Below are 25873 nucleotides of genomic sequence, written 5' to 3' on the forward strand. Positions count from 1 at the left end.
GTCGGGTGAATCCCATAGTGGCGGCATTCAGCACGCCGATCGGCGATCAGACATGCAATGCGCTGAATGGCGCTAGCGGTAGGTTGCGCACCACAAACCAAGCGATCACCAAGGACAAGGTTGCGACCGCCGCCCAGCGCTTGTGCTGCCAGCTTGCGATCTGTCGCCCCGTCAAGCGCCCATACGTCCAGGACACGTAAGCTACGAGCAGCAGCACCACGGCCAACAGGCCCAGAGCGTTGAACCTGGCAGCCTGCAAAAGGTCGCCGTGCAAAAGGCTGTACAGCATTCGCAAACTGCCGCACCCGGGGCAATCAATTCCCAACAGAGCCTTGGTCGGGCATACCGGCAGCGGGCCATTCGGTGTTGTCGGATCACCCACCCATATCGCGGCGCACATCAATGTCGCCGATGCCGCCACCATCAAGGGCGCACCCAAACTCAGCGGCACCACGCGCTGCCAGACCACCATCGACTCAACCCACGCTCACAGCATCGCGGCGTTGGCATTCAGCGCACCCAGCACTGTCAAAATGCCGTAGATGACCAATAGGCCAACGCCGATGCCAGCCGACCAAGTCACAAACTTCTTGGCGCTTTCAGCAGACGCTTGCGCCTCTGCGTAACGCCCTTGCGCCCACAATCCGTTTACCTGAGAAGACTTGATGATTGCGACGATCCCGAGGGGGAGGCAACAAAACAACGTCACCAAAATAGACCAGACCAGATAGTTATCCGGGACTTGCCCCGCGGGCGGCTGGTGCGGCGGGTAGCCAGGCGGCGGCGGTGGTTGCGTCATGAATTCTCCAGTCGAAGAAGCTAGCTGGCATGAAACGGTGCCTACCCTACCGGAGCGGCGTTTTAGCGGCACCAGAAAACGACAAATACCGTTTTCCGGGATCGATATCTACGTACAGCAACGCGAACCGACCCCAGATACCACCGCTTGTCAGCGCAATATATTGCCGGTTGGTAAATGTCTCTATGGCAACTAGCAGCAAGAAGTAGCAATTCTACGAACAAACGACAGTAATGCACTCGCGAATTGCCAAACGCTGCCACTCGATCGGCACAACCGCAACCAGCCGTCGACAAGCACAGTGGCTACAACTGGTCCAATACCAACCTCGCGACCGCGCACATCCCGGCGCCGTTGGGATGCAGCGGAGCCGGCTGACCAGGTAGTGACACAACGCTTCGTGTCGACTTGGTCGTCCACGGATCGTCCGACCAGCCGTGGTGCTGTCGACTGGCGGCGGCGGCACCCACGAGCTCGCACCCTGTTGCTGCCGCCGCATCGGCGGTGAGTTGTTCTAGGGCTGTTGCCACATGGCGGCCTAGGTCTGCATCGGTCTGCGAAAGCGGCGGAGCTGCAGTACCGGCCGGCGGCAATAGCGTCAGGTAATCAACGAAGAGCACCCTGGCCCGGGGAGCACGCCGCCGCAACGTGGCACCGATCGTGCATAGCGAACCGAACAGCTCCGCCAGCGCCCGGTCACGCGCTTGGCGGTCCAGCAATTCATTGACACGCTGACCGACCAGCGGCAGCCGCCGTACCCCGCGTGGCAGCGCCGCAGCCATAAGCAGCGGAATGTAACCGACGTCATTGCCACCGATAGTGACCGTGACCAGGGCTTCCGAGCCGCTCAGCGCGGCGATCTGAGGCGGTGCGCCGCGCTGGTTGTCGCTGAGCACATGGGTGGTGGTCGCGCCGGAATACGTTACGTCGACGAGGTTGAGGTCTAGGCGTTCGGCCACAAGATGCGGGTAGTTGCGGGCTGATCGGCCCGACGCCCACGGCGCGCCTGCCGCACGAGGCCGGATGCCCGGACCGGCGGCCATCGAACTGCCCAGTGCAACATAGCGTTTCATCATTGATGATCTTGCTACTAGTCGTCGAGCGGGCTGGATGCCTGCGCCCAGAAGCGTTTGGGGATCCGGCCGGCGCGGCGCGCCAGATAGCCAGCCGTGACCGCCGCAGCCATCGCCCCGGCCATCGCCGGCGGATCAGCAGCCCGGGTCACCGCAGTGGCCAGTAGGACGGCGTCGCAACCCAGCTCCATCGCGAGCGCTGCGTCACTGGCGGTGCCGATTCCCGCGTCGAGCACCACCGGAACGCCGGCACCGGCGACAATCATCTCGATATTGTGCGGGTTGCCGATGCCAAGGCCGGTGCCAATAGGCGAGCCCAGCGGCATCACTGCAGCGCAGCCAGTGTCTTCCAAGCGACTCGCCAGGGCCGGGTCGTCGTTCGTGTATGGCAGGACTACGAATCCGTCGTCCACCAATTGCTCTGCTGCCAGGACTAATTCGACTGCATCGGGCAGCAGGGTGCGGTCATCGGCGATAACCTCAAGCTTGACCCAGTTGGTACTCAACGCCTCGCGGGCCAGCTGCGCTGTCAGGACGGCTTCAGCCGCACTGTGGCAGCCCGCCGTGTTGGGCAGCGGAGTAATACCCAGCCGGTTAAGCAGATCCAGCAGTCCCGTTCCGCTCTCGGCATCAACCCGACGTATCGCGACAGTGGTCAGCTCGGTGCCTGATGCGACCAATGCCTGTTCCAGCACCGCCAGGTTGGTCGCTCCCCCGGTGCCCATGATGAGCCGCGAACCAAAGCTGCGGTCCGCGATCGTCAGCTTCTGATCAACCACCCTGTACCGCCGTCACCACTTCGAGTCGGACAAGATCCGCTTGCCCCCCGACCGCAGGAAGCTCAGCAAGTCTTGTAGTCCAGTCAGATCGCGGGAGTACCGACCTGTGCAGCGCCACCGCCACACCCCGGGTCGGAAAACCCAGCGACTCCAACAGACCTGCGACAGTAGTCTGATCGTCGACTTCGACCCGGCGCTCGTTGACGACCACAATCATGAGCGGGCTCCCACCCGAACAAGTTCGGACGCGACCTGCTCGGCGGTCCACGGCGCTAGGAGAAACCCCGACCGGCCATGACCGGTGGCGACCAGCGTCCGCTCGTCCAAACGTTGCACGATTGGCAGGTTATCGGGCGTCATTGGACGCAGTCCGGCGGCACATTCAGCCAGCTCATACTCCCCTAGTGCCGGAACGACCGCACACGCGTCATCAAGCAGGTCACGCACTCCCGAGACGACCGGAGCGGTGTCCCGGCCCCGTTCATACTGAGTGGCACCGACGACAACCCCGTCCGCCCGCGGCACCACGTACACCTGACGCCCGTGCACACGGGCGCGGATTACTCGCTCCAGCAACGGCATGCAGCCTTTTCGCCAGACTAGGCGTAGCACTTCACCCTTCACCGGGCGCACTGGCAGGCCGGCCCACAACGCGGGAGCGTCAATACCGTTGGCGATCACCGTGGTGTCGCCCTCAGCATCAGAAAGATCGGCGACCGGCGCCGACCACCGGACTCCGAGCCGCTCGCAGTCCCGACACAACGCGTCGAGCACGGCGCGGTTATCCACAGCCAGCTCGGTCGGCGCTCGGAAGCCGTGTCGGATCCCCCCGGCCAGCAGGGGCTCGACGTTGCGCGCAGCCGATTCCCAGATCACCGGGTGGCCCTGTGCGGACAACCAGTCGGCGACCATCCGCAGGTCGGCGATATCGGCCTGGTCGACCCCGACGACCAGCGATTCACGTGCGGTAACCACATGCGCCGGCAGCCCGTCCAGAAAGCCGCCCTCACGCCACAGCCGAAGAGACTCCATACCCAGCCGCAACAACCGTTCCTCGCCCGGCCAGCCTTCGCTATGCGGGGCGAGCATGCCACCGGCCACCCAGGACGCGCCACACTCGCCGCTGCGGTGCACCCGTACTGACCATCCGTCCAAGGCCGCGCGTCGGGCCACTGCGAGCCCGATAATTCCGCCGCCGATGACTGCCAGCGACGCCGACGACGCGTCTGGCGGCCGCGGCCGAACCGACGCCATCCGATGCTCCCTTCGCCGGCATGATCCGGATCAGGTGTGACGGTCAGGGCAAATCCACGTTGCAAGCTGGCCTGCAAGCTGGCGGTGCCCACTCTCAGTCCCGCCGACTACGGTCACCCGGGACTCCCGTGTCTCGTTTCTTCTAGCATCTAAGCTAGCGCGCTAACGTCACGATGTGCATCAACCTGGTACCCGAACGATGGCTCGTCTCGCCACAGCGAAGCTCTATCTGTGCACCGACGCGCGTCGAGAGCTTGGTGATCTCGCCCAGTTCGCCGATGCTGCCCTATCGGGCGGCGTGGACATCATCCAGCTTCGGGACAAAGGTTCAGCCGGTGAGCAGCGGTTCGGGCCGCTAGAGGCCTCCGACGAACTGGCTGCGTGCGAGGTCCTCGCCGACGCCGCTCGCCGCCATGGAGCTCTGTTCGCAGTCAACGACCGTGCCGATATTGCGCGTGCAGCCGGTGCGGATGCGCTTCACCTAGGGCAACGCGACCTGCCAGTGCCGGTTGCCCGCGGGATTATTGGGCCGGGTCCCCTCATCGGCCGGTCCACGCACAGCCCCGAGCAGGTTGCCGCGGCAACGACCCACTCCGGGATCGCAAGCTGCGACTATTTCTGCGTCGGACCGTGTTGGCCCACTCCTACCAAGCCGCGCCGCGCCGCGCCCGGCCTACAGCTCGTGCGGGCCGCGGCCGAACTCGGCGGTGACAAACCGTGGTTCGCGATCGGCGGTATCGACGCGCAACGCCTACCCGACGTCCTCGCCGCCGGCGCCCGCCGGATCGTCGTAGTTCGCGCCATTACCACAGCTGCGGATCCACAAGCCGCGGCTCAGCAGCTCAAGTCGGCGCTTGCAGCAGCGAGCTGATCCGGCGGCTCAGCGGCGACGGAACCTGATCCGCGTCGCCCGGCATGCACCAGAGAAAAACACCGGCCTCTATCTCGATGGTCCGCGGCAGGCATCGTCGCCGTTCATCGCTCTGCCCGAGCGGTACCGTTGCCGGGGACGTCCGGAGCCTTTGCCAGCTGTCGGCGAATCCGGGATGCAGCGGCAGTTCGGGCACTTCGCGCTCTGCGACCCAACGCAATTCCGCACTCTCCCTGTTGGGCACGGTGTCCAGCAACTCGCTGGCATCAGCGACGACCGTGGTATAGGCCCACTTCGTATCGCTGCCCTCGCGCACCTCTGCCGTGACCACCGTCGCCCGCACTGCGAGTCGTTCGGCATGCAGACCGGCCTCTTCCTGCGCTTCGCGCACCGCAGTCTCCTCCGGCGTCTCATGGCTGTCTCGAGCACCCCCCGGCAAACCCCAGGTGCCGCCCTGATGGCTCCACGGCGCCCGATGCTGCAGCAGCACCGCAGGGGAGCCGTCCGGCCGGGGTGCCCGAAGCAGCAGCCCGGCCGCACCATACCGACCCCAATAGTGAATGCCGCTGTCGGATATCACCCATCCGTCGCCGTCGCCCCGCACGCGTTCAGGATATGCAGACCGATGAAGAACAGCTGAGATAGAAAGTAGGATGCGAGCAATTTGGTCTGCCTCCCTCCATGTGTCGGAATATTCTCTTAGAATTTGCTTATAGAGGTTCGTGGGACGGCCGAAAGTTGAGGTCCGAGCAGACGTGACGGTTGAGCTGGCGCACCCATCGACTGAGCCCCTAGGGTCACAGTCGCCCACCGAACCGGTGCATCCCCGCCGGTGGTTCGTGTCAACAACACCCGGCCGAATCCTGACCATCGGCATCGTCTTGGCGGCTCTCGGCGTCGCCAGCGCGTTCGCCACCTCGACGACGATCAACCACCGGCAGCGCGTGCTGACCACCGTGCTCGAGCACACCGAGCCCCTCTCCTATGCAGCCGGACGGCTCTACACCACGCTCTCGGTCGCCGATGCCGCAGCCGCCACCGCGTTCATCGGCCAGGCCGAACCACGGGCTGTCCGCGTCCGCTACGAGCAGGCAATCACCGACGCCGCGGTAGCCGCGACCAGGGCTTCAGGTGGACTAACCGACGAAGCAATGGTGGAGTTACTGGCCCAAATCAACGCCGAATTGGCCGTCTACACCGGGTTGGTCGAGATCGCGCGGACCAATAACCGGGCGGGCAACCCGGTCGGCTCCTCGTATCTTTCAGAAGCGTCGGGACTGATGCAGTCGACGATCCTGCCCAACGCGCAACAACTGTATGAAGCCACGTCAACACGGGTGGACACAGAGACCACCGCTTCCACCAAGATCCCAGCCCCAGTGATCCTCGTCGTGACTACCACCGTGCTGTTCGGCGCGTTCGCGCACCGCTGGCTGGCCCGACACACCAGAAGACGGATCAACCCCGGCCTTGTCGTCGGCGCGCTGGGTATCCTCGTCATGGTGGTGTGGGTCGGAACTGCGCTGACCATCTCCACCACTGCCAGCCGTAGCGCCAAAGACACGGCAGCTGAGTCGCTCAAGGCCGTCACCAACTTGGCGATCACCGCCCAGCAAGCGCGAGCCGACGAGACACTGTCACTGATTCGGCGCGGCGATGAAGAGTTCCGCAAGGAGTCTTTCCACCAGCGCATCGATACGATGCAGAACCAGCTAGACGACTATATGTCTCGCTCCAACGCCGTTGACAAAGTCGACCTGCAAGGAGCCGACCAGCTGCTGGTCCGCTGGCGTCAGGCCAATGACCGGATCAACTCCTACATCTCAGTCGGCAACTATCGGGCCGCCACCCAAGTTGCGTTGGGCAAGGGTGAGGACAACTCGACTCCGGCGTTCGACGAACTCGACGAGGCGCTGACCAAAGCTATGTCGCAAAGCCGCAGTTACCTGCGTAGCGACGTGCTCGACGCATACCGGGGACTGGCCGGCGCACAACTGGGCGGCGTTGTGCTCAGCCTTGGAGCCGCCGTTGCTGTCGCCCTTGCCCTGTGGCCCCGGCTCAAGGAATACCGATGATGGCGCGCTTGCCCCGTTGCCGATGGGCGTCGACGCTACTCGGGGCACTTGTGGTGACGATCGCACTCGCCGGGTGCAGCCATAAAGAACCGCCCAAGGCGTTGACCACACCCACCCTGCCTCAACCCACACCGGTCGGCATGCAAGAAATGCCGTCCGAGCCCCCGCTGCCGCCCAACCGGTCGAGCCAGGACTGCGACCCCACTGCCAGTCTGCGCCCGTTCCCCACCGAAGCCGAGGCAGATGCCGCAGTGGAAGACATCCGCGCCCGCGGCCGGCTGATCGTCGGGCTCGACATCGGCAGCAACCTGTTCAGCTTTCGCGACCCGATCACCGGTGAGATCACCGGCTTCGACGTCGATATCGCTGGTGAGATAGCACGCGACATCTTTGGCACTCCGGCGCACGTCGAGTACCGAATCTTGTCGGCGGCGGAGCGCGTGACCGCGCTGCAACGGTCGCGGGTCGACGTCGTGGTCAAGACCATGACCATCACCTGCGAACGGCGCAAGCTGGTGAATTTCTCCACCGTCTATCTCGACGCCAACCAGCGCATACTGACCCCGAGCGACTCGGCGATCGCGAAAGTTTCCGACCTGTCCGGCAAACGGGTCTGCGTAGCTAGGGGGACGACCTCACTGCGCCGCATCCGCGAGATTGCCCCGCCGCCGGTTATCGTCTCGGTGGTGAACTGGGCCGACTGCCTCGTAGCAATGCAGCAGCGGCAGATCGACGCCATCAGCACCGACGACACGATTCTTGCCGGGCTGGTCGAAGAGGATCCCTACCTCCACATCGTCGGTCCAAACATGGCCGACCAGCCCTACGGCATCGGGATCAAACTAGGCAACACCGGGCTGGTCCGATTCGTCAACGGCACGCTCCAACGGATCCGCAATGACGGCACGTGGAACACGCTGTATCGCAAGTGGTTGTCGGTCCTCGGCCCGGCACCAGCCCCGCCCACGCCGAGGTACGTGGACTGATGGCCAAACCCGCGCAAAAGTCATCAGAGCCCGAAGTATCGGTCCCGGAGCAGGAAGACGAAGCACCTGGCACCCAGCCGGAAGAGTCACAACCAGATTCGTCGCCAGGGACCCGGCCCGTGGGTACTCAAGCGTTGTTCCGCCCTGATTTCGACGATGACGACCACTCGCCGCACATCGCGGTCGCCGCATTGGACGCCGAGCCGCAGGAACGGTTGGCCGTCGCGACGCGGGTACTGCCGCCGGTCAGGCAACTCGGCGGGGGCCTGGTCGAGATCCCGCGAGTACCAGACATCGATCCACTCAAAGCCCTGATGATCAACCCTGTGGTGCCCGAGTCCAAGCGGTTCTGCTGGAACTGCGAAAGACCAGTCGGGCGGTCGAACGCGGAGGGCGCCGGGGCATCGGAGGGCTGGTGTCCGTATTGCGGCAGCAAATATTCGTTCCTGCCGCAGCTGAGCCCCGGAGACATTGTCGCCGGCCAATACGAGGTCAAAGGTTGCATCGCACACGGCGGCTTGGGCTGGGTCTATCTAGCGCTCGACCGCAACGTCAATGACCGCCCGGTCGTGCTCAAAGGCCTGGTGCACTCCGGCGACGCGGAGGCGCAGGCTATCGCGATGGCCGAGCGACAGTTTCTCGCCGAGGTGGTGCACCCGTCGATTGTGCAGATCTTCAACTTTGTCGAGCACAGGGATACACACGGGAACCCGATCGAATACATCGTCATGGAGTACATCGGCGGGCAGTCGCTTAAACCGAGCGGAGGCAAACGGCTCCCGGTCGCCGAAGCGATCGCCTACATGCTTGAACTCCTGCCCGCCCTGGGCTATCTGCATTCTTTGGGCTTGGTCTACAACGATCTGAAGCCGGAGAACATCATGCTCACCGAAGAGCTACTCAAGCTAATCGACCTAGGCGCCGTCTCGCGAATCAATTCGTTCGGCTACCTCTATGGGACTCCCGGCTTTCAAGCACCAGAAATCGTGCGGACCGGGCCAACAATCGCCACCGACATCTACACCGTGGGACGCACGCTCGCGGCACTCACGTTGAAGATGCCCACTCGCGGCGGACGCTACTTGGACGGCCTGCCCGATCACGACCCGGTGCTGACTACATACGATTCGTTCCACCGATTGTTGCGTCGCGCAACGGATCCCGACCCACGGCGCCGGTTCACCAGCACCGAAGAGATGTCCGCGCAGCTGATGGGCGTTCTGCGCGAGGTGGTCTGCCAAGACACTGGGGTGCCGCGACCTGGGTTGTCGACGATCTTCAGTCGAACCCGCTCCACGTTCGGGGTAGAGCTGCTGGTCGCACATACCGACGTGTATCTGGATGGCCAGGTGCATTCGGAGAAGCTCACCGCGACCGAGATCGTGACAGCGTTGCAGGTGCCCCTGGTTGACCCAGCCGATGTCGCTGCCCCGGTATTACAGGCCACAGTGCTCTCACAACCCGTGCAGACACTGGATTCGCTACGCGCCTTCCGCCATGGCTCGGTGGGCGAAAAGGACATTGACGTGTCCGAGTCGATCGAACTTCCGCTGATGGAAGTTCGGGCCCTACTTGACCTAGGCGACGTGGCCAAGGCCAACCGTAAACTCGACTACCTGGCCGAGCGGGTGGGTTGGCTGTGGCGACTGATCTGGTATCGCGCTGTCGCAGAGCTACTTACCGGTGACTACGACGCCGCGATCAAGCATTTCACTGAGGTACTAGATACTTTCCCCGGCGAACTGGCCCCCAAAATGGCGCTAGCCGCCACGGCCGAGCTGGCCGGAAAGGCCGACCAGCACCACTTCTACCAGTCGGTGTGGCGCACCGACGACGGCGTCATCTCAGCGGCCTTCGGACTGGCAAGATCTCAGTCGGCCGCGGGCGATCGAGTTGGCGCGGTGCGCACTCTCGACGAGGTGCCCGCCACCTCCCGGCATTTCACTACCGCGCGGTTGACCAGTGCGGTAACCCTGCTGTCCGGTCGGTCGAGGAGTGAAATCACTGAGCAGCAGATCCGCGACGCCGCCCGACGGGTGGAAGCGCTGCCGCCGACCGAACCGCGCGTGCTGCAGATCCGCGCTCTGGTACTCGGCTGTGCGATGGACTGGTTGCAAAACAACCAGGCGAGCACCAACCACATCCTCGGTTTTCCGTTCACCGATCACGGGCTGCGGCTGGGCGTCGAGGCGTCGCTACGTACCCTGGCGCGGCTCGCTCCCACCCAACGCCACCGGTACACGCTGGTAGACATGGCTAATCAGGTGCGACCTACCAGCACGTTCTAGGGATTCTTGCGCCGTACCCATTCATCGCATGAATGTCGGGGATTGAGCAACTGCGGAAAACGCTTTGCTGGGTACCCATGGCAGAGCTCTGCCGGTCATCAGAGCTACTCGCGGAGCACGTCGATGCAATCGCGGGCAATAGCCAGCTCTTCGTTGGTAGCAACCACGAGCACGGCAATCGGTGAGTTGTCCGTGGAAATGCCCGCAATCCGCCCAGCGCCGAGGTCCACGCCTAGGTTGCGATGCTCGTCGAGGTCGATTCCGAGTTCACTCATCCCGGCCAAAGCGTCACGACGCGTCGCCGCATCGTGCTCACCGATGCCCGCGGTGAAGCTCACCACATCGGTATGTCCCAGCACTGCCAGGTAGGCACCGATGTATTTGCGCAGCCGGTGAATGAACACGTCGTAGGCCAATTGTGCTGCTCGATCACCGGATTCGATCATTAAACGCAAGCGCCGAAAATCTCGCTCACCGGCCAACCCCAAGACTCCCGACCGGTGGTTAAGCATCGACTCGATCTCGGCTACGCTCATCTTCGCGGTGCGGCCCAAGTAACTGAAGACGCCAGGGTCAACATCACCAGAGCGGGTGCCCATCACCAAGCCTTCCAACGGGGTAAGGCCCATCGAGGTGTCGACCGGACGGCCACGGGCAATCGCCGACGCCGATGCCCCGTTGCCCAGATGCAGCACAATCTGATTCAGATCATCAAGTGGCCTGCCTAGGAAGGCCGCGGCCTGACTGCTGACGTACTGGTGCGACGTACCGTGAAATCCGTAACGTCGAATGCCCCAATGCGTGGCCAACTCGTGGTCGATCGCATAAGTCGCCGCTTCGTGCGGTAGGTCGTGAAAAAAGGCGGTGTCGAAGACTGCGACGTGCGGAATATCGGGCAGTAGCTTGCGGGCAACCTCGATTCCGCGCACCGCAGCAGGATTATGCAGCGGAGCCAGCGGCGAGAGGTCTCTGAGCTGGTCGACGACCGCGTCATCCAAGAGAGTTGGCCGATGAAACTTGTTGCCACCGTGTACTACTCTGTGCCCCACTGCCGCCAGACCAGCCGACTTCAGCACGATGCCGGAATCCGCCAACAGCTCGATCGCTAGACGCAGGGCTGCGTCATGATCGGCGACCGGGCTGGCACGTTCTAAATGGGTTTCCCCGGCATCCAGGTGGGCCGACGACGACCGCTCAGAGATTTTCTCGACGATTCCGACCGCGCGTGCCGTGCCGGACGCCGGTTCGACAAGCTGGAACTTCAGCGACGAAGAGCCGGAGTTAATCACCAGCACAACGCTTTTGTCATCCATCACGGACACCTTGCGCCTGGATCGCGGTGATAGCGACGGTATTGACGATGTCCTCGACCAGTGCGCCCCGGGACAGGTCATTGACCGGTTTTCGCAAGCCTTGCAGCACTGGGCCAATCGCAATTGCCCCAGCCGTGCGCTGCACAGCCTTGTAGGTGTTGTTTCCGGTGTTGAGGTCAGGGAAGATCAGCACCGTGGCGTTGCCCGCCACCGCCGAATCACCCATTTTGGCAGCCGCGACCGATGGCTCGACTGCCGCGTCGTACTGGATGGGTCCGGCGACCAATAGCCGGGGATCTTTATTCCGCACCAACTCCGTTGCTGCCCTTACTTTGTCTACACCGATCCCGCTGCCGGAATCGCCGGTTGCGTACGACAGCATTGCGACCCTCGGCTCAATGCCGAACTGCGCGGCAGTGCGCGCTGAACTGATCGCAATATCGGCGAGCTGTTCGGGAGTCGGGTCAGGAACGATAGCGCAGTCACCATACGCCAGCACCCGATCCGACAGGCACATCAAGAAGACGCTAGACACCGTCGAGACGCCCGGCTCGGTCTTGATAATCTCGAATGCTGGACGAACGGTGTGAGCCGTGGTGTGAGCAGCGCCAGAAACCATGCCGTCGACCATGTCGTTGTACACCAGCATGGTGCCGAAATACGATACGTCATACATGATCTCGCGGGCTTGCTCGACGGTGACTCCCCTGGCCCCACGCAGCTGGGCGTACTGATCGGCGAATTGGTACCGCAATTCGCTGGTACGCGGGTCAATCACTGCAGCAGCATCGACGCCTACCCCGAGTTCTGCTGCGCGCAAACGGATTTGGGCCTCACTACCTAAGATCGTCAAGTCTGCGATGCCGCGCTGAAGCAAGCGGCCGGCCGCTTGCACGATGCGGTCGTCTTCCCCTTCAGGCAGTACGATATGTCTGCGATCAGAACGTGCTTGCTGCTGCAGCCCGTAGGTGAACATAGGGGGCGTGGTAATCGTTGGGATCGGAATTGTTAACTGCGCCAGCAGGTCTTCGATGTCGACGTGGCGGTCCATCAGATCCAGAGCAGTGTCGATCTTACGTCGCGAGTTTGCAGTCACCCGGCCGCGAGCCGCGGCCGCCGCGCTAGCGGCATCGTATGTACCCAACGCTGTGGTGATGATCGGCAGCCGCAGCCGCAGTCCGGAAACCAGCGCAGCGATCGACGGGTGCAGCTCAAACCCACCATTGAGGATGATGCACGAAAGCGAGGGAAACCCCTCGGCGGCATGAGCGCTGGAAACGGCGAGCACCACGTCCGAACGGTCACCAGGGGTGATCACTGCCATACCGTCGCGCAGCCGTTCCAGCACATGATCGGCAGTCATGCCGGCGGCCAGCACGCCTAGCACCTCACGGCTCCACAGCGACGCGTCACCGCTGATAGAAGTCCCGTTGACAGCTTGCTCCAGCTCGGCCACGGTCGGCGCCAAGAGCAGTGGGGCCTCGGGCAACACATAACTGGGCGGCGCGGGCGTTGGAAAAATCTGGGCGAGCTGTGCGCGAAGAACTTCCACCTCTGCTGGCTCGCATCGATTAGCGACTACCGCCGCGGTATGAGCACGATGGGCACGCAACTCAGCCAAGCCGACAGAGACGACGTTCGCGACCTGCTCGGGACTTCGGTTCTTGGCCCGTACCGTCAGAAGCACCGACGCCCCGAGGTTAGCCGCAATTTGGGCATTGACCGAAAGTTCAACCGGGCTGGCGACGTCGGTGTAATCGCTGCCGACAATCACCACCGCGTCACATGATTCGGCCAACGCATAGTAGGAACTGACGATCTTGGCGATCGCGGCTTCGCCGTCGGCGTGCAGTTGCTGGTATGTCACGCCGACACACTGTTCATAGGGCAGGCCCGCAGTGGCGTACTCGAGCAGCAGCTCCAGGATGTAGTCCCGGTTCTCGGTGCATCCCGATGAATCCAGCCGCGGCGAATCGACACCAGACGTGCGAGTAATCGGTCGGAACACACCAACTTTGGCGACTGTGGCGGTCAGTCGGTGCAAGATCCCCAGAGCGATTGTAGACTTGCCGGTCTCCGCTTCGGGAGCAGCGATGTAGATCGCGGAGGCCTCTGGAGTGGGCACAGCCCGGCTTTCAGCCCAACCGCCGCAACCTGGGCGCCAAATCCCTCTCGAATAGGCTCAGGAACCGGCGCTGGTCATGCCCAGGTGCGTGGAATACCAGGTGGTTGAGACCCCAAGCCACGTACTCCCCGACTTTTTCGACGGCTTCGTCGGGGTCCGACGCCACAATCCAGCGCTTGGCAATCTGGTCGATCGGCAGCGCGTCGGCAGCCTTCTCCATCTCAATCGGGTCGTCGATGCTGTGCTTCTGCTCGGCTGTCAACGACAGCGGCGCCCAGAACCGGGTGTTCGACAAGGCTAGCTCGGGATCGGGGTCGTAGGAGATCTTGATCTCGATCATCTTGTCGACGTCATCGACGTTGCGCCCGGCGGCCGCCGCTCCTTCTCGAACTGCGGGCATCAGCTTCTGGGTGTACAAGTCTTCGCCCTTGCCCGACGTGCAGATGAAGCCATCGCCAGCTCGGCCCGCATATCTGGCCACCACCGGACCGCCGGCGGCTATATACACCGGCACGCCCCCCTCCCGCACGTCATAGATCGAGGCACCTTTGAGCTGGTAGTACTCACCGTCGAAGTCGACGCGGTCGCCGCTCCACAGCTCGCGCATCAACCGCACCGATTCACGCAGCCGCGCGAACCGTTCCTTGAACTCCGGCCAGACGCCCTGATAACCAGTGGCGATCTCATTCAGCGCCTCACCGGTGCCCACTCCGAGAAAGACGCGGTTCGGGTACAGGCAGCCCATGGTGGCGAATGCCTGCGCAATCACCGCCGGGTTGTAGCGAAAGGTTGGGGTGAGCACCGAAGTGCCCAGTAGTAGCCGGTTGGTGCGTTCGCCCACAGCGGTCATCCACGCCAGCGAGAACGGTGCATGCCCACCCTGATGACGCCACGGCTGGAAGTGATCGCTGACGGTGGCGCTGTCCATGCCGTGAGTTTCGGCGGCAACGGCCAGTTCGACGAGCTCGCGCGGTGCGAATTGTTCGGCGGACGCTTTATATCCGAGTTTCAGTTCAGCCACCAGTTCTTTCTACTCCTGTCCGATAAACGTGACCCGCCGCGCCCAGGTTCGCCGCGCTTGTGGTCGCTCCTAGACTCGCGAGCATGGCGCACCAGTTCAAGACATCGACCGAGCTTGTCCAGGTCACCGACATCGTGTATCTCGCTCGTGGCCATGCGGTCAACTGGGTGCTGGTGGCCGACGATTCCGGCGTCCTCATGATCGACGCAGGCTATCCCGGCGATCGTCAGGAGGTGCTGGCCTCACTGCGCAAGCTGGGCTACCAGCCCGGTGACGTGCGTGCCATCCTGCTCACGCACGCGCACGTCGACCATCTCGGCTCTGCGATCTGGTTCGCCAGCGAGTACGGCACTCCGGTGTATTGCCATGCCGACGAGGTGGGGCATGCCAAGCGCGAGTACCTCGAGCAGGTGGCGGTTTTCGACGTCGCGTTGCGCATCTGGCGACCGCGGTGGGCGATCTGGGGCGTTCACCTGATCCGCAAGGGCGGCTTGATCCGCGATGGAATCCCGACCGCCCAGGCGCTAACCAACATGACAGGAGCGGAGCTACCCGGCCATCCGATGGCTGTGTTCACTCCGGGGCATACCAGTGGTCATTGTTCGTATCTCGTCGACGGTGTGCTCGCCAGTGGCGACGCGCTGATCACCGGTCATCCGCTACTGCGCCACCGCGGGCCGCAGCTGTTGCCCGAGATTTTCAGCCATAGCCAGCAGGACTGTCTGCGGAGCCTGTCCGCGCTGGCCCTGCTCGAAACTGAGATCCTTGCGCCTGGCCACGGCGACCTGTGGCGCGGCCCGATTCGCGAAGCGACTGATGCGGCGGCAGCGCTAGCTCAATAAGCATCTGAGCCGCCAACTACATCCGCAAACAGAGGGCCCGGTCCAACTCGGCAAGACCAGCTAACCAAAAGAATCTTGGCCAGCGACCCCGCTGTCGCTGCATGCCAGCGAGAGTGGATCTGCCCGTAGTTTCCCCGAACAACGAACTCGCTAACCGTCGCGACCAACTCATACAGGCCTGGAGTCAAATCGTCGACACCAGCAATTTGGATTATAGAGTGAGCAATGAACGTATGTTTAAGTTTGTTTGAGGTTCATCGCAATAGGCGGTTGACGCAGTCCAACTGGTGGCGTCTTAGTGGCTGGTCCCCGATATCGGGTCCACCTGGAATTAGAGCCAGGTTGTTGTTGATCTGGATTTTAGTTGATGTCGCAGGCTATGGGGTGATGGGTGTGGCTGCATTGGGCAGCGTATTCGGCCGGAGTGCGATAACCCAGCGATGAGTGGCGGTGGCGGTGGTTGTGCTCGTGTTTGAAATCGCTGATCACCACCTTGGCTTCGAGCAGGTCAGTCCAGTAGTTGCGGTTCAGACACTCCTTTCGTAAGCGGCTGTTAAAGGATTCAATGTAGGGGTTTTTCCAGGGCTGACCTGGGGGGATATAGGTCAGCCCGACTTTTCCGTCGCAAAACTGCTGCAACGCTTGAGAAATCAGCTCCGGCCCGTTGTCCATGCGCAGCACCGTGGGCGGACCCCCGGCAGTGGTGAACACTCGCTCGAGCTCGTCGACCAGCGCCTCGGCGGTGATGGAGCGTGCGGTCATGTCCAGCAGCGACTCGCGAGTGTGCTCATCGAGCATCGAGGCGATCTTGACCGACCTGCCGTCGATAGTGGAGTCAAACTGAAAATCCAGCGCCCACACCACCTTGGGGGCATCGGCGATGATCGGCGGCACTGAGGGCACACCACCACGTTTGCGTGGGGAGCGGACGGCGACTTGCAGTCCCTCTTGGCGCCACAGCCGGTGGATCTTCTTCTTGTTGACCTGGTGATGCTCGTCGTAGCGCAACGCCGACCACGCACGGCGAAACCCGTGACAGGGGTGTTTGCGGGCGTAGGAACGCAGCCAGGCCCGCAGATCGGCATCCGGGTCCGCCGGGGTCTGGTCGATACGGACACGTCGGTAGGTTGAGCGGGCCAGCCCAACCGCTTGGCACGCCAACCGTTCTGAGATGCCCTTGACTTCTGTGAGCATGTCCACGGCGCGGCGTTTGGCGGCTGGGCTCAAAATTTTCCCTTGGCCACCTCACGTAGGGCGTCTTTGACGAGCTCGGCCTCGGCCAACAGCCGTTTGAGCCGCCCGTTTTGCTCGCGCAGTTCCTTGAGCTCGCGGGCCGCATCGAGATCCATTCCCCCGTAGGCTCGGCGCCAGTTGTACAGGGTGGCCGCCGATACCCCCAGCTCGGCAGCGATCTGCTCACCGGAGCTGCCGCCGGCGGCCAGCTCATCAGCTCGGCGCAGCTTGCGCACAATGTCTTCGGCGGCATACCTCTTACGACCAGCCATTTCCTTGTCCCTTCCAGCCCACGTTTAGGGCCACGAGACTCTAAAACAAGCTGGACTCATTCACGGGGAACACGCCATTAGGACTGGTGTAAAAACGCTGGGCGCATGTTCCTGGTGGTCATGTTACGCGGCGGTGGTGTCGGTCGTGGTTGTTGTGGTGGGGGGATGCAGTGGGCGGGGTGGCTCGAGCAGTTGGTGGCGTAGTTCTTGGAGGTGGCGGCTGGTCGCTGATGTTTGGGTGACTCCGCGCCAGCCGCGGCTGGCGCGGTCGAGGACGGCCCATACCAGCGACAGACAGCTGGTTTCGCCGGGTAGGCGGCCGATGACCTTGACCCGGCGACGGGATTCTCCGAAGGTGCGTTCGATGAGGTTGGAATGGCGGATGCGTGTCCAGTGTTGGCGGGGGAAGCGCAAATGCACGCTCAGCGAGGCGAAGTCGTTGGCCAGGCAAGCGACCGCGGCTGGGTAGAGCCCGCGGTATGTGGTGGTGAACTCCTCGGCGCGGCGGGTGGCTTCATCCACGGCCTGCTGGCCGGGTGGCTGGTCAATGTCATCGAAGATCGACCAGAACGCGGCTTTGATCTCGTCCTGGACCGCGACAGGTGTCTTGGCGATGACGTTACGGCAGCGATGGATCAGACACCGCTGACGCAGGCTTGCCGGAAACGTGGTCTCCCATGCGGCGATCAGGCCCGGCGCCCCGTCGGAGATGCCCAGTAGCGGCGGGCGTAGTCCCCGGTTCCTCAGGTCAGCCAAGAAGTCGGCCCACGCATCAGCCGACTCCGCTGCGGCTGGGGCCAGCCCAATAAACAGGGGCTTGCCGTCGGTGCAGATGCCCCAGGCGGCCAGCACCGGCTCGGCCGGGGCGTTGGGATGCATCCGAAAGTTCGAGGCATCCAAGAACAGGTAGTCCAACACCAGCTCATCAAGGCGTCGAGACGACCACGCAGCGAACTCGTCTTTGATGGCCGCACAAATCCGGCTCACCGTCGAGCGCGACAACGCCGCCTGCGAGCCCAGCACCTCGGCCAACGCGGCCTCGATGTCGCGATCCGACAAACCGCGCACCCATCCCGAAATCACCAACGCCTCCAGAGCGTGGGTGCGCGTCACCCCGGCACCGAATAGCCGCGAACAGAACCGCTCGTCGGTGTCGCGTAGTTTCGGGCGGCATAATTCGACCGAGCCCATCGTGGTCTTCACCGTCGCCGGCGGTTGATACCCATTGCGGTACCCGCCCGGGCCGTCCTGAACCCGACGCTGGTGACGGGCTCGGCCCAACACTGCTTCTACCTCGGCCTCCACGGCGACCTGAAACACCAGACGCACCGATAACCGCCCGACCTCCTCCAAAATCTCGGTCAACGGCCGCTCGGTCGCGGCGAACAACTGATCCATCTCAACACGCACACGCTCAATCGGCGATACTCGCTTGGTCACGGGCGTAGCCCCTCCTTCATAGCTTTCGTCGGTTGCGACGGAACCTACGCCCGTGACCATTTACACCAGCGATGAGACGCGACCGTCCAACTTGCAGATCAAACGATGATGCCGCGCTCAGCAGCTAGTTGTGGGTAAAGATCAAAAGCCGGGTGCAGAATCGGTACGAATTCGAGAACCTCGGCAATGCTTCCCCTTACCCGCACCTTCCCGGCGGCAATGGCAATCGATATAGGAATTTTTCCCAACCACAGCGCGTGCGCAGTGTCGCAGGACATCTTGATGCGGATCGCCGACAGCTGCGCAGGCGGTCCGGCGACTACGCCGGTTTCCGGCGAGACGGACATCTCAAGGTCCGGTCTGGTACACATGAGATGCAGCGAAAGATTTGACTCGCGATACTTAGAAGAAAGGGCATCGTCAGCAAGCAGGATTTTGAAAAACCTGGCGAACAAATCATACGCGGTCTCAGGTGAATCGAATGTTGGCATTGTCTTGTAGGCGTTCTACTCAGAAATTTTCTTGCCCGACCACCAGGGCGCTTCCACGTTCGCCTCCCCGGCGGCCGAGATGGTTGTGGAAGTGGAGTATTCCCCCAGATGTTTTTTACATTCGGCACGCCAAGCGCCGCGGTTATGGTCGCACCAATCGTGAGCGTCATCTGATTTTCCTTTCATTTGTTTTTCCAGAGTCGGCGGGTCAATCGCAGATTTCTCGAGGTCACCTGCGGGGCCATCCCCGCTAAGAGCTGTCGGCACCGTCTGCGTTTTGCGCAGCCGAATCCGGCTTTCCGAACCGGCGAATAATCGTCTCGATGTCCCGGAAATCGCCCGGATGAAGATTTTCGACATCGATCGGCGAACCTTGCAGCCGTTCGAGCAGGAGCAGCAACTCTGGAAGATGAGCCGAGCGAAGAAGGTGATTATCGAACAAAGGCGTCTGATCGGCGAGTTCCGCAGAACCAAGCACTTCCACCTTGGTAAGAATCCAGGAACGCAGCGCCTTCCGGATCTCTGATTCAGAAAGCATCAGCTGGCTCTTCTATAAGGATCTCGTTGGATAGCAGGAAGTTGAGGCAATTTGTGGACAAGGCACGCCGGTGGCGTCGCTGTTGGGCGTTTCCCCACGCGTCTTCAGCCAGCTGCCACGGATCGTCGAACCCGACATTGGCGAAGACATCGGGGTTGTAGTAGTCACGCCAGCTGGCGATGAAGAATAGCGCCAGCTGGTCGCGTACGTCAGAAATCCTGGCGTCACCCCAGTAGGGAGCACACGCCTCCCAAAGCACGTTCACCAGGCAACGCCCGAAAACAAGGTGCCGCGACTTATCCCCGTCATGGTTGTGGTTAATGAACCGAGCAATGGGATGCAGTCGTGCATCCCGGGACTGGACCCACTTGTACTGGCCAACGATCTCTTCGAATATCATCGCCTTGGCGAAGAAGAGAAAATCCTCGACGTCACGCGGTTGACAATCGCGATCTTCGGCGAGTCGCCGAGTCCGGTACACTTGTGCGTAACGAGTACAGAACTCACCAAAGTAGATACTGTGCTTGTTCTCCTCATCGAGGAAGTGGTGCAAGTAGCCAGCTACATCCATAAGGTCCTGGCGGTAAAGGCGGGCCGCCAATCCCTGCATGAGCGACTTTTCACTGTGGATGTTGACGCTGTAAAAATTCGCCGCCTCGTGAAAAGCGAGTAGTCGACGAGTAGGTTCGGCCAAATCATCCCAAACCGACGTGCCGTAGAGACTCAGGTACTCCGGTGTGCTGAACCAATCCCGCTCCGGATAAACAGCTTCGGGCCACCCTACCGCCGTGTACGGATTACGGTAGGAGTTCCGCGAGAGCCGGCTAAGTCGAGCCGAGACCCCACCCATGGCAATGAGGCCGTCGCGCAACCGTCGATGAGCGAAATCTGTGGAGCTGCCTGTCATCTGAAATCCCGGATGGCTCCGAGGCAGCAGCGGTACCTGACGGCCTGCAGATCCGCCGCACTCGAAAACAGCCAGTCCTTCGCCGCCAAATCGCGGACGCCGCACTTTCGCTCACCGAGAACATGGGCAAATGAATCGCCGCATGACTGCACCACCACGCTAATCCCCTTCTGCGAAATTCCGCCCAGTCGATTCCACCGAGACTTTCGCTGACCTTGACCGCGCTGATCATTCGGGCAGCCGAGCACCTGTGCCCACGGCTGCGCTTACCTTGTGACGCAACAAGCTACGGCGGAGTCAACTGGCCATCAACTCGACAACATGCCTCACTTAAATTGCCCGCGAAACGTTCTCGGTGCCTCAAAAAATCGGCCCGCGAAATGGCTACAGTCGCCGTGCATGGACAGTGAGTTGTCGACGTCAAGCGGAATTACCCCACTGACACAGCGGTCATTACCCGCTGGCGGGTGAACGGCTGATGCGCAACATGCTCAAGACTGGACTAGCCCTACACGCCGCAACTGCAGCGGGAAGATATCCCGCCCACCTAGAACCGGTTCAGACTGACTATTGCGCCTTGCCGCACACAGCCGCGCAACCAGACGGTTTCACACGACCGGGCGCAGTCCAGAATCTGCTGAGTATGCAGCAAACCAATGTTCTAGCTTCATCGAACGATAGTGTGTCGCGGCGCCGGCGCTGGCTACGCGGTCTTGGTGGTGTATCTCGGCTGCCTTCACAACGGCCTTGAGACACATCCTCAACCACCTAGTGACTCCTACTGGCTTCCTAACGATAGGACGCCCGATACCACTTCTAGTAGGCGGCTAGCGTTGCACCACAAGCAATCTTGAGTGGCGCGCACCACTTTCTCACTGTCCGCGTCTGGAAAGGCAGGGCCGAGCCGATGACGCGAATGGTTTACAGCCGTAAGAGCAAAGCGGACACATTTACCTCCGATGATGGTAAGCACTGCACCGAAATATTCCGATGATTTGCGTGACGCCGCTCAGGTTGGGATTGATCCACCACGCCGCCGCGGAATAGCGCGCCGGCGGTGAAATGCCGGTCGGGTCCGTCCGGATCGCGGATGAGCAATCGAACACAGAGCTAGCCGTTGATACTCCACTATGACAGTTGCCCCGGCCAGACCTTGGCTGCGGATGGCCACAGGCGGTCGGAACATCGCCGATGACGGGCGTTAGTTGAGATCGAGATCCGAAAATCAATGTCGTCCGGTTGAGCCCCTACCCAGATACCGGCGATCGCACCGACAAAGCACAGGGAGGCCCGCATGGCGTATGTGTCGTTCGGCAACTGCGTATCTAAAGCCGATGACACGAACCCAGGTGGCGACAGCGGGGCTGTCGTAGCCATCTCCGAAAGGCTGATGGTGATGAGTCGCACGACGGTCTTAGGCATCAAGTCAGATCGCGGTTGTCGTCACAGGTGTGGGATTTGTCCTTGGCCACCAACGCATTCCGAACGAGCTAAAGCTCGCGCTAGAGACTGCCGCTTGAGGTGCATGCAGCTCGCAAACGCCCGCACACAGAGCACACTCCGCGGCCGCACACAGCGGCCACCGACGAAACAGTCGGCCGAAGAGGCCAAATCGCCACCCTCAGCACACACTCGAACATTCGAGTACAGTATATGCTTTGCAAACACAAGTTGTCACTTGGCCTAGTCAAAAGCCATGACGGGCCTCGCTTGAAAGTACCTGCGAAACACGCTGAGCGCTTTAGCACGAATAGGCCTCAAAAATAGCGAGTCTCGCCATGGATGGAGAGTGGGTTGTCGATGTCGTCTCGAGTCGAAATCGCCGCGAACTTCGCTCAGGCGTACGCGCAGGCGTCCAAGAAGGACAAGGGCCGGATCCTCGATCAAGTCGTCACAATCACTGGATGGTCACGTGACAATGCCCGGCGCCGGCTCGGGGCCGCTGCTCGGCGGCCCCCGGGATGTGAGGGCCAGGCCGATAAGCCTGCACGCGAGCACCGGACAAGGAAGTATTCCCACGACGCGCTAGAAGTGCTGCAGAAGGTACAAGCGGTCTCGGGGGGCTATGCGGCAAGTACTTGGCGGCCTCAATGCGCACCCAGCTCGATGGACTCGAACGACACGGTGAGCTGGCTTTTGGGCACGACCATTACAGCTCGCAGGTGCGCGAGGAGTTACTGTCAATGTCGGCAGCAACAATTGACCGATATCTGGGACAAGTCAAGGCGAAGGACCGACTCGGTGGGATGCTAGCGCCGAAACCGCCTCCGCTGCTGCGTAATTCAATCGCTGTTCGTAATTCCACTGACGAGGCGGCGTACGAACCCGGCTTCTTCGAGGGCGAGACCTTTCCGCACTGCGGGCCGACGCTCAAAGGCGAGTTCGCACACACACTGAATCTGACCGACCTACATACCGGCTGGGTGTTCGCGCACACAATCCGCAACAATGCCCACGTCCACACCCTTGCGGGCCTGCGCGCCGCGGTGACTGAAATACCCTACGAAATAACGGGCATGGACTTCGACAACGACAGTGGATTCCTCGAAGAAAAGGCGACTATCGGCTGGACCGGGGATCATGGGCTCTACTTCACCGAATTGCGGCCTTACAAGGAGAACGCCCAGATCACAATCGAGTCGAAGAACAACCATTTGGTCCGCAAGTACGCCTTCTACTACCGCTATGACACTGAGGTCGAACGGCAAGTGCTCAACCGGCTGTGGAAGCTCGTCAACGATCGGCTGAACTATCTGACTCCTACCCAAAAGCCAATCGGCTATACCGCCACGCGTGACGGACGCCGCCGTCGGCTGTACGACAAACCTCAAACGCCGATGGAGCGGCTGCTGGCAGCCAAGGTTATTTCACCTGCTCAAGCGGTAGAGCTGATCACTTACCGCAACAATCTCAATCCCGCAGCGATACGCCGACAGATCGTTGATCTGCAACTGCGGCTCCTTGCACTTGCCAAGGACAAGACCGACCACCTCTGCCTCGACTCGATGCCCGAAGCCCTTCCTGACGTCCACAGCGGTATCCGCGTCGAGGCCGGCCGAGCCCACCACAAATTTTGTCGGCACCGCGGCGTGCGGCACGGATGCAATGTAGCGGACACTGACGTTTCATCGGTTCGAACTTCTGCAACCTAGCTCGTGGACGGGGCACCAAACCCCCAGCGACTTTGCCCGAAGCTTTGTGAATCACGTGCGCTGAACAGTGAGTGCAACGCGCCGCAACGCCGCGATGAGCAACATTGAGCGATGATGATGTAATACCGAGAAGCATCGAAAGTCTCGCGATGGTTCCCGGTTGCGGCTAAGGCCGGCGGCATATCTCGCGAATGGACGGTCGGATCGCGGGGAAAAGTAGCGTCGACAAGGACAGTGCTAGGGGTGGTTGTGGTGGTCGAATGCCGAAGGCAGCCGGTTTTGACGTACCCAGGCGTGGTGTAGCTTGCCTATCTCGGTCGTGGGTTCAGCGACACCGTCCATGTCGTCAGCGATCGACCGACCAGGCAGAGTCGCCTGCAGACCAACACACACGGCGGTGACGGCGAACTGAGCCCGACCTACAAACGCAAAATGCTCAGGTATCGTCATCCGATTGAGGGGATTGCGGTCAGACGGATCGAAAAACCGTCGAATCAACCTGGCCATATTGTCGGGGGTGTAGGTGACCGGCTGCGATGCGCCAATAATCTCCGCGAAGATATCGGCCCACCAATCCTGGAGCTCGTCAGCTGTGATAGCAGCATCAGCGTCGAAAAAGCCGACCTGAGACATCAAGTCGCGGGCATCCACACGCCGGTCATCCAAGAGGGCGCGGACCATCTCGACCCATCGCCGACGCTGCAACTCCGGAACAACCTTGACACACCCATAGTCGAGAAATCCCACCGTGCCATCAGCGTGGAAACAATAGTTGCCCGGATGCGGATCAGCATGCAACAGATTAGCGTGGCGTAGCCCACTGTAGAAGAAGCGCCGAACGACTTCAGCCCACACATTTTTCAAATCCTGATCCGCACGTCGCGCTTGAGCCCACCCCATCCCATCCAGATAGGTCATCGTCAAAACCCGATCCCCAGACAACTCCGGAACCACATCAGGAATACGAAAAAACGGATGACCCCGATAAAGCTCACTAAACGCCGTAATCATCGCCGCCTCACGGCGATAATCGACCTCCTCACGAATCCCCGCCGCCACCTCACGCGCCAACGCACGGATATCAATCTCAATATTAGAAGCCGCCGTGACAAACCGAACAAACGTCGCGATCAACTCGGTATTAGCCAAATCATCACGAATCGCCCGACCTACCCCGGGATACTGAATCTTGACCGCAACCTCACGACCATCACGCAACCTGGCACGATGCACCTGACCAATCGACGCCGCCGCCACCGGCTCACTCGCAAAATCAGCGAAACACCCAACAGCACCACCCAACTCAGCATCCAAAATCTCACCCACCAACCCCGCACCCATCGGCGGAGCCTCAACCTGCAACCGCGACAACGCTTTCTGATACGGCAAAAACCCACCACTGCCCACCGCGCCAGCATCAATCATCGACACCAACTGACCAGCCTTCATCAACGCACCACGAGAACGACCCAACACCTCCACATAACGATCAGCAGTACGCTGATGAAAACGCGCCGCCGAAGCGCCACCACCAGCCCGATCACACAACACATCAACCAGCCGACCCCCAGCCACCCGAGCGGTCAACCCCACCAACGGCAACATCCGCCGAATCCGCCCACACGGAACTGGCACATCCTGATACGGCATGGAAAGCTCCCCCGGAGCTATCAAAACAAGTAAAGTGGGCGGTTCTAAAACATAAGCGATCATTTTGGAGAGGTCAATGCCGGCAACCGCGCCGACCCGAGAACGCCTCGTCAACGAAGCAATGCGCCTATTCAGCGCCAAAGGATTCGACGCCACCAGCGTCTCCCAAATCGAAGCCGCCGCCGGACTAGCACCCGGATCAGGGGCACTGTATCACCACTTCAAATCCAAAGAAGCCCTGCTCGACGCCGGCATCGACCGCCAACTCGACCGCCGCCAAGCCATGCACCACATCCGCGACATGTTCGCCGGACTCTGCAACCTCGACGCCGAACTCACCGTCCTCGGCCGCTACCTACTCGCCGTCGTCGACCACGAAAACGAACTCCTACAAATCGCCGTACGCACCACAGCCGGACGATCACCACGACTCGACACCGCCTACGCAGCCCTCGTCGACGGACTCAACGCCGAACTAACCGACTGGATCAACGCCTGGGCACCCAACCTCACCCAACAACAATGCACCGTCCTAGCCGCACTCGGCATCAACAGCATCCTCGGCGCCCGCCTCGCAGCAAGCCTCTTCCACCAACCCAACACCCACATCCCAGACACCGAATACCTCACCGAATGGACCGCAATCCTCACCGCCCGCATCCAAGCCCTCTCAGAACCCGACGCACACCCCAGCAGCCCTTGCTAGGCGAGCAGGTCGTCGCGCAATTGCATACCCGGATCTAAGGTCTGGCTTCCCAGTTCGG

At 61.6% G+C, this 25873-nt stretch carries 24 protein-coding genes; 8 read left to right on the top strand and 16 right to left on the bottom strand.

All coding sequences use genetic code 11. The features are described 5' to 3' along the window. Positions 1-46 precede the first annotated feature (46 nt). The 6 genes from ACO07W_RS08915 to thiO form a co-directional block, all read right to left on the bottom strand. Positions 47-424 carry a DUF2752 domain-containing protein gene (locus ACO07W_RS08915; protein ID WP_421845891.1) on the bottom strand — a complete coding sequence of 126 codons (378 nt, stop codon included), beginning with the start codon at positions 422-424 and terminating at the stop codon, positions 47-49. A 63-nt stretch (positions 425-487) separates the two neighbouring features. After that, positions 488-799: a CD225/dispanin family protein gene (locus ACO07W_RS08920; protein WP_421842482.1), complete on the bottom strand. Its 312-nt coding sequence runs from the start codon at positions 797-799 to the stop codon at positions 488-490. Between the two features lie 305 nt (positions 800-1104). Next, complete coding sequence (locus ACO07W_RS08925) at positions 1105-1872, bottom strand: SGNH/GDSL hydrolase family protein (RefSeq protein ID WP_421842484.1); 768 nt, start codon at positions 1870-1872, stop codon at positions 1105-1107. A gap of 17 nt (positions 1873-1889) precedes the next feature. Next, positions 1890-2651 carry a thiazole synthase gene (locus tag ACO07W_RS08930; RefSeq protein ID WP_421842486.1) on the bottom strand — a complete coding sequence of 254 codons (762 nt, stop codon included), beginning with the start codon at positions 2649-2651 and terminating at the stop codon, positions 1890-1892. After that, positions 2644-2868 carry a sulfur carrier protein ThiS gene (gene thiS / locus ACO07W_RS08935; protein WP_421842488.1) on the bottom strand — a complete coding sequence of 75 codons (225 nt, stop codon included), beginning with the start codon at positions 2866-2868 and terminating at the stop codon, positions 2644-2646. Before thiS ends, ACO07W_RS08930 begins: the two co-directional genes overlap by 8 nt. Further along, positions 2865-3905 (bottom strand): glycine oxidase ThiO, encoded by a 1041-nt coding sequence (thiO, locus tag ACO07W_RS08940; protein WP_421842490.1) that lies wholly within the window; start codon positions 3903-3905, stop codon positions 2865-2867. Before thiO ends, thiS begins: the two co-directional genes overlap by 4 nt. Positions 3906-4104: 199 nt before the next feature. Here thiO and thiE point away from each other — a divergent pair, with 199 nt between their 5' ends. Then, positions 4105-4776 (top strand): thiamine phosphate synthase, encoded by a 672-nt coding sequence (gene thiE, locus ACO07W_RS08945; RefSeq protein ID WP_421842492.1) that lies wholly within the window; start codon positions 4105-4107, stop codon positions 4774-4776. On the opposite strand, the gene ACO07W_RS08950 is transcribed toward thiE, so the two are convergent. Beyond that, complete coding sequence (locus ACO07W_RS08950) at positions 4748-5380, bottom strand: NUDIX hydrolase (protein WP_421842494.1); 633 nt, start codon at positions 5378-5380, stop codon at positions 4748-4750. The genes thiE and ACO07W_RS08950 overlap by 29 nt on opposite strands. 151 nt (positions 5381-5531) lie before the next feature. Between ACO07W_RS08950 and glnX the strand changes: the two genes are divergently transcribed. Genes glnX through ACO07W_RS08965 form a run of 3 tightly spaced genes read left to right on the top strand, consistent with a single transcriptional unit; the run spans position 5532 to position 10125 of the window. Next, entirely contained in the window at positions 5532-6851 is a 1320-nt protein-coding gene (gene glnX, locus ACO07W_RS08955) for a protein kinase G-activating protein GlnX (protein WP_421845892.1), read from the top strand. Continuing rightward, positions 6851-7837, top strand: a complete 987-nt coding sequence (locus tag ACO07W_RS08960) for a glutamate ABC transporter substrate-binding protein (RefSeq protein WP_421842496.1) — start codon at positions 6851-6853, stop codon at positions 7835-7837. Before glnX ends, ACO07W_RS08960 begins: the two co-directional genes overlap by 1 nt. Next, the gene (locus ACO07W_RS08965; protein ID WP_421845893.1) at positions 7837-10125 is read left to right on the top strand and encodes a serine/threonine-protein kinase PknG; all 2289 of its coding nucleotides are present in this window, start codon (positions 7837-7839) and stop codon (positions 10123-10125) included. Before ACO07W_RS08960 ends, ACO07W_RS08965 begins: the two co-directional genes overlap by 1 nt. A 104-nt stretch (positions 10126-10229) precedes the next feature. On the opposite strand, the gene ACO07W_RS08970 is transcribed toward ACO07W_RS08965, so the two are convergent. From ACO07W_RS08970 to fgd, 3 genes are read right to left on the bottom strand one after another with little or no spacing between them, the layout of a single operon-like run. Then, entirely contained in the window at positions 10230-11438 is a 1209-nt protein-coding gene (locus ACO07W_RS08970) for an acetate kinase (protein ID WP_421842498.1), read from the bottom strand. Next, positions 11431-13563, bottom strand: a complete 2133-nt coding sequence (gene pta, locus ACO07W_RS08975) for a phosphate acetyltransferase (protein ID WP_421842500.1) — start codon at positions 13561-13563, stop codon at positions 11431-11433. Before pta ends, ACO07W_RS08970 begins: the two co-directional genes overlap by 8 nt. Before the next feature lie 10 nt (positions 13564-13573). Then, positions 13574-14584, bottom strand: a complete 1011-nt coding sequence (gene fgd, locus ACO07W_RS08980; RefSeq protein ID WP_421842502.1) for a glucose-6-phosphate dehydrogenase (coenzyme-F420) — start codon at positions 14582-14584, stop codon at positions 13574-13576. Between the two features lie 83 nt (positions 14585-14667). Between fgd and ACO07W_RS08985 the strand changes: the two genes are divergently transcribed. Continuing rightward, positions 14668-15426, top strand: coding sequence for an MBL fold metallo-hydrolase (locus ACO07W_RS08985; RefSeq protein WP_421842504.1), 759 nt, complete (start codon positions 14668-14670; stop codon positions 15424-15426). Positions 15427-15786: 360 nt separating this feature from the next. Here ACO07W_RS08985 and ACO07W_RS08990 read toward each other — a convergent pair. The 4 genes from ACO07W_RS08990 to ACO07W_RS09005 all read right to left on the bottom strand — a co-directional run bounded on the left by ACO07W_RS08990 (position 15787) and on the right by ACO07W_RS09005 (position 19222). Beyond that, positions 15787-16931 (bottom strand): IS3 family transposase gene (locus ACO07W_RS08990; RefSeq protein WP_421840069.1). Its coding sequence is split into 2 segments (ribosomal slippage): positions 15787-16664 and positions 16664-16931, totalling 1146 coding nucleotides; the frame shifts between segments, so codons are not numbered across the junction. Positions 16932-17054: 123 nt separating this feature from the next. After that, entirely contained in the window at positions 17055-18329 is a 1275-nt protein-coding gene (locus tag ACO07W_RS08995) for an IS256 family transposase (protein ID WP_421840071.1), read from the bottom strand. A gap of 140 nt (positions 18330-18469) precedes the next feature. Then, entirely contained in the window at positions 18470-18862 is a 393-nt protein-coding gene (locus ACO07W_RS09000; protein WP_421842506.1) for a hypothetical protein, read from the bottom strand. A 15-nt stretch (positions 18863-18877) separates the two neighbouring features. Continuing rightward, positions 18878-19222, bottom strand: coding sequence for a hypothetical protein (locus ACO07W_RS09005; RefSeq protein ID WP_421842508.1), 345 nt, complete (start codon positions 19220-19222; stop codon positions 18878-18880). On the opposite strand from ACO07W_RS09005, the gene ACO07W_RS09010 reads away from it, so the two are divergent. Further along, on the top strand, positions 19206-19388 hold the full coding sequence (locus ACO07W_RS09010; protein ID WP_421842510.1) for a hypothetical protein: 183 nt from the start codon (positions 19206-19208) through the stop codon (positions 19386-19388). The genes ACO07W_RS09005 and ACO07W_RS09010 overlap by 17 nt on opposite strands. 1 nt (position 19389) lies before the next feature. Here the strand turns inward: ACO07W_RS09010 and ACO07W_RS09015 are convergent, their stop codons facing one another. Then, a complete protein-coding gene (locus ACO07W_RS09015; RefSeq protein WP_421842512.1) occupies positions 19390-20307 on the bottom strand; it encodes a diiron oxygenase in 918 nt (305 codons plus the stop codon). A gap of 2090 nt (positions 20308-22397) precedes the next feature. On the opposite strand from ACO07W_RS09015, the gene ACO07W_RS09020 reads away from it, so the two are divergent. Continuing rightward, entirely contained in the window at positions 22398-23459 is a 1062-nt protein-coding gene (locus ACO07W_RS09020; protein WP_421842514.1) for an integrase, read from the top strand. 237 nt (positions 23460-23696) lie between these two features. Here the strand turns inward: ACO07W_RS09020 and ACO07W_RS09025 are convergent, their stop codons facing one another. Continuing rightward, positions 23697-25109 carry an ABC1 kinase family protein gene (locus ACO07W_RS09025; RefSeq protein WP_421842516.1) on the bottom strand — a complete coding sequence of 471 codons (1413 nt, stop codon included), beginning with the start codon at positions 25107-25109 and terminating at the stop codon, positions 23697-23699. 76 nt (positions 25110-25185) lie between these two features. On the opposite strand from ACO07W_RS09025, the gene ACO07W_RS09030 reads away from it, so the two are divergent. Next, positions 25186-25815, top strand: a complete 630-nt coding sequence (locus ACO07W_RS09030) for a TetR/AcrR family transcriptional regulator (protein ID WP_421842518.1) — start codon at positions 25186-25188, stop codon at positions 25813-25815. Positions 25816-25873 lie beyond the last annotated feature (58 nt).

The sequence above is a fragment of the Mycobacterium sp. genome (assembly GCF_965230835.1).
In the GTDB taxonomy this organism is placed as follows: domain Bacteria; phylum Actinomycetota; class Actinomycetes; order Mycobacteriales; family Mycobacteriaceae; genus Mycobacterium.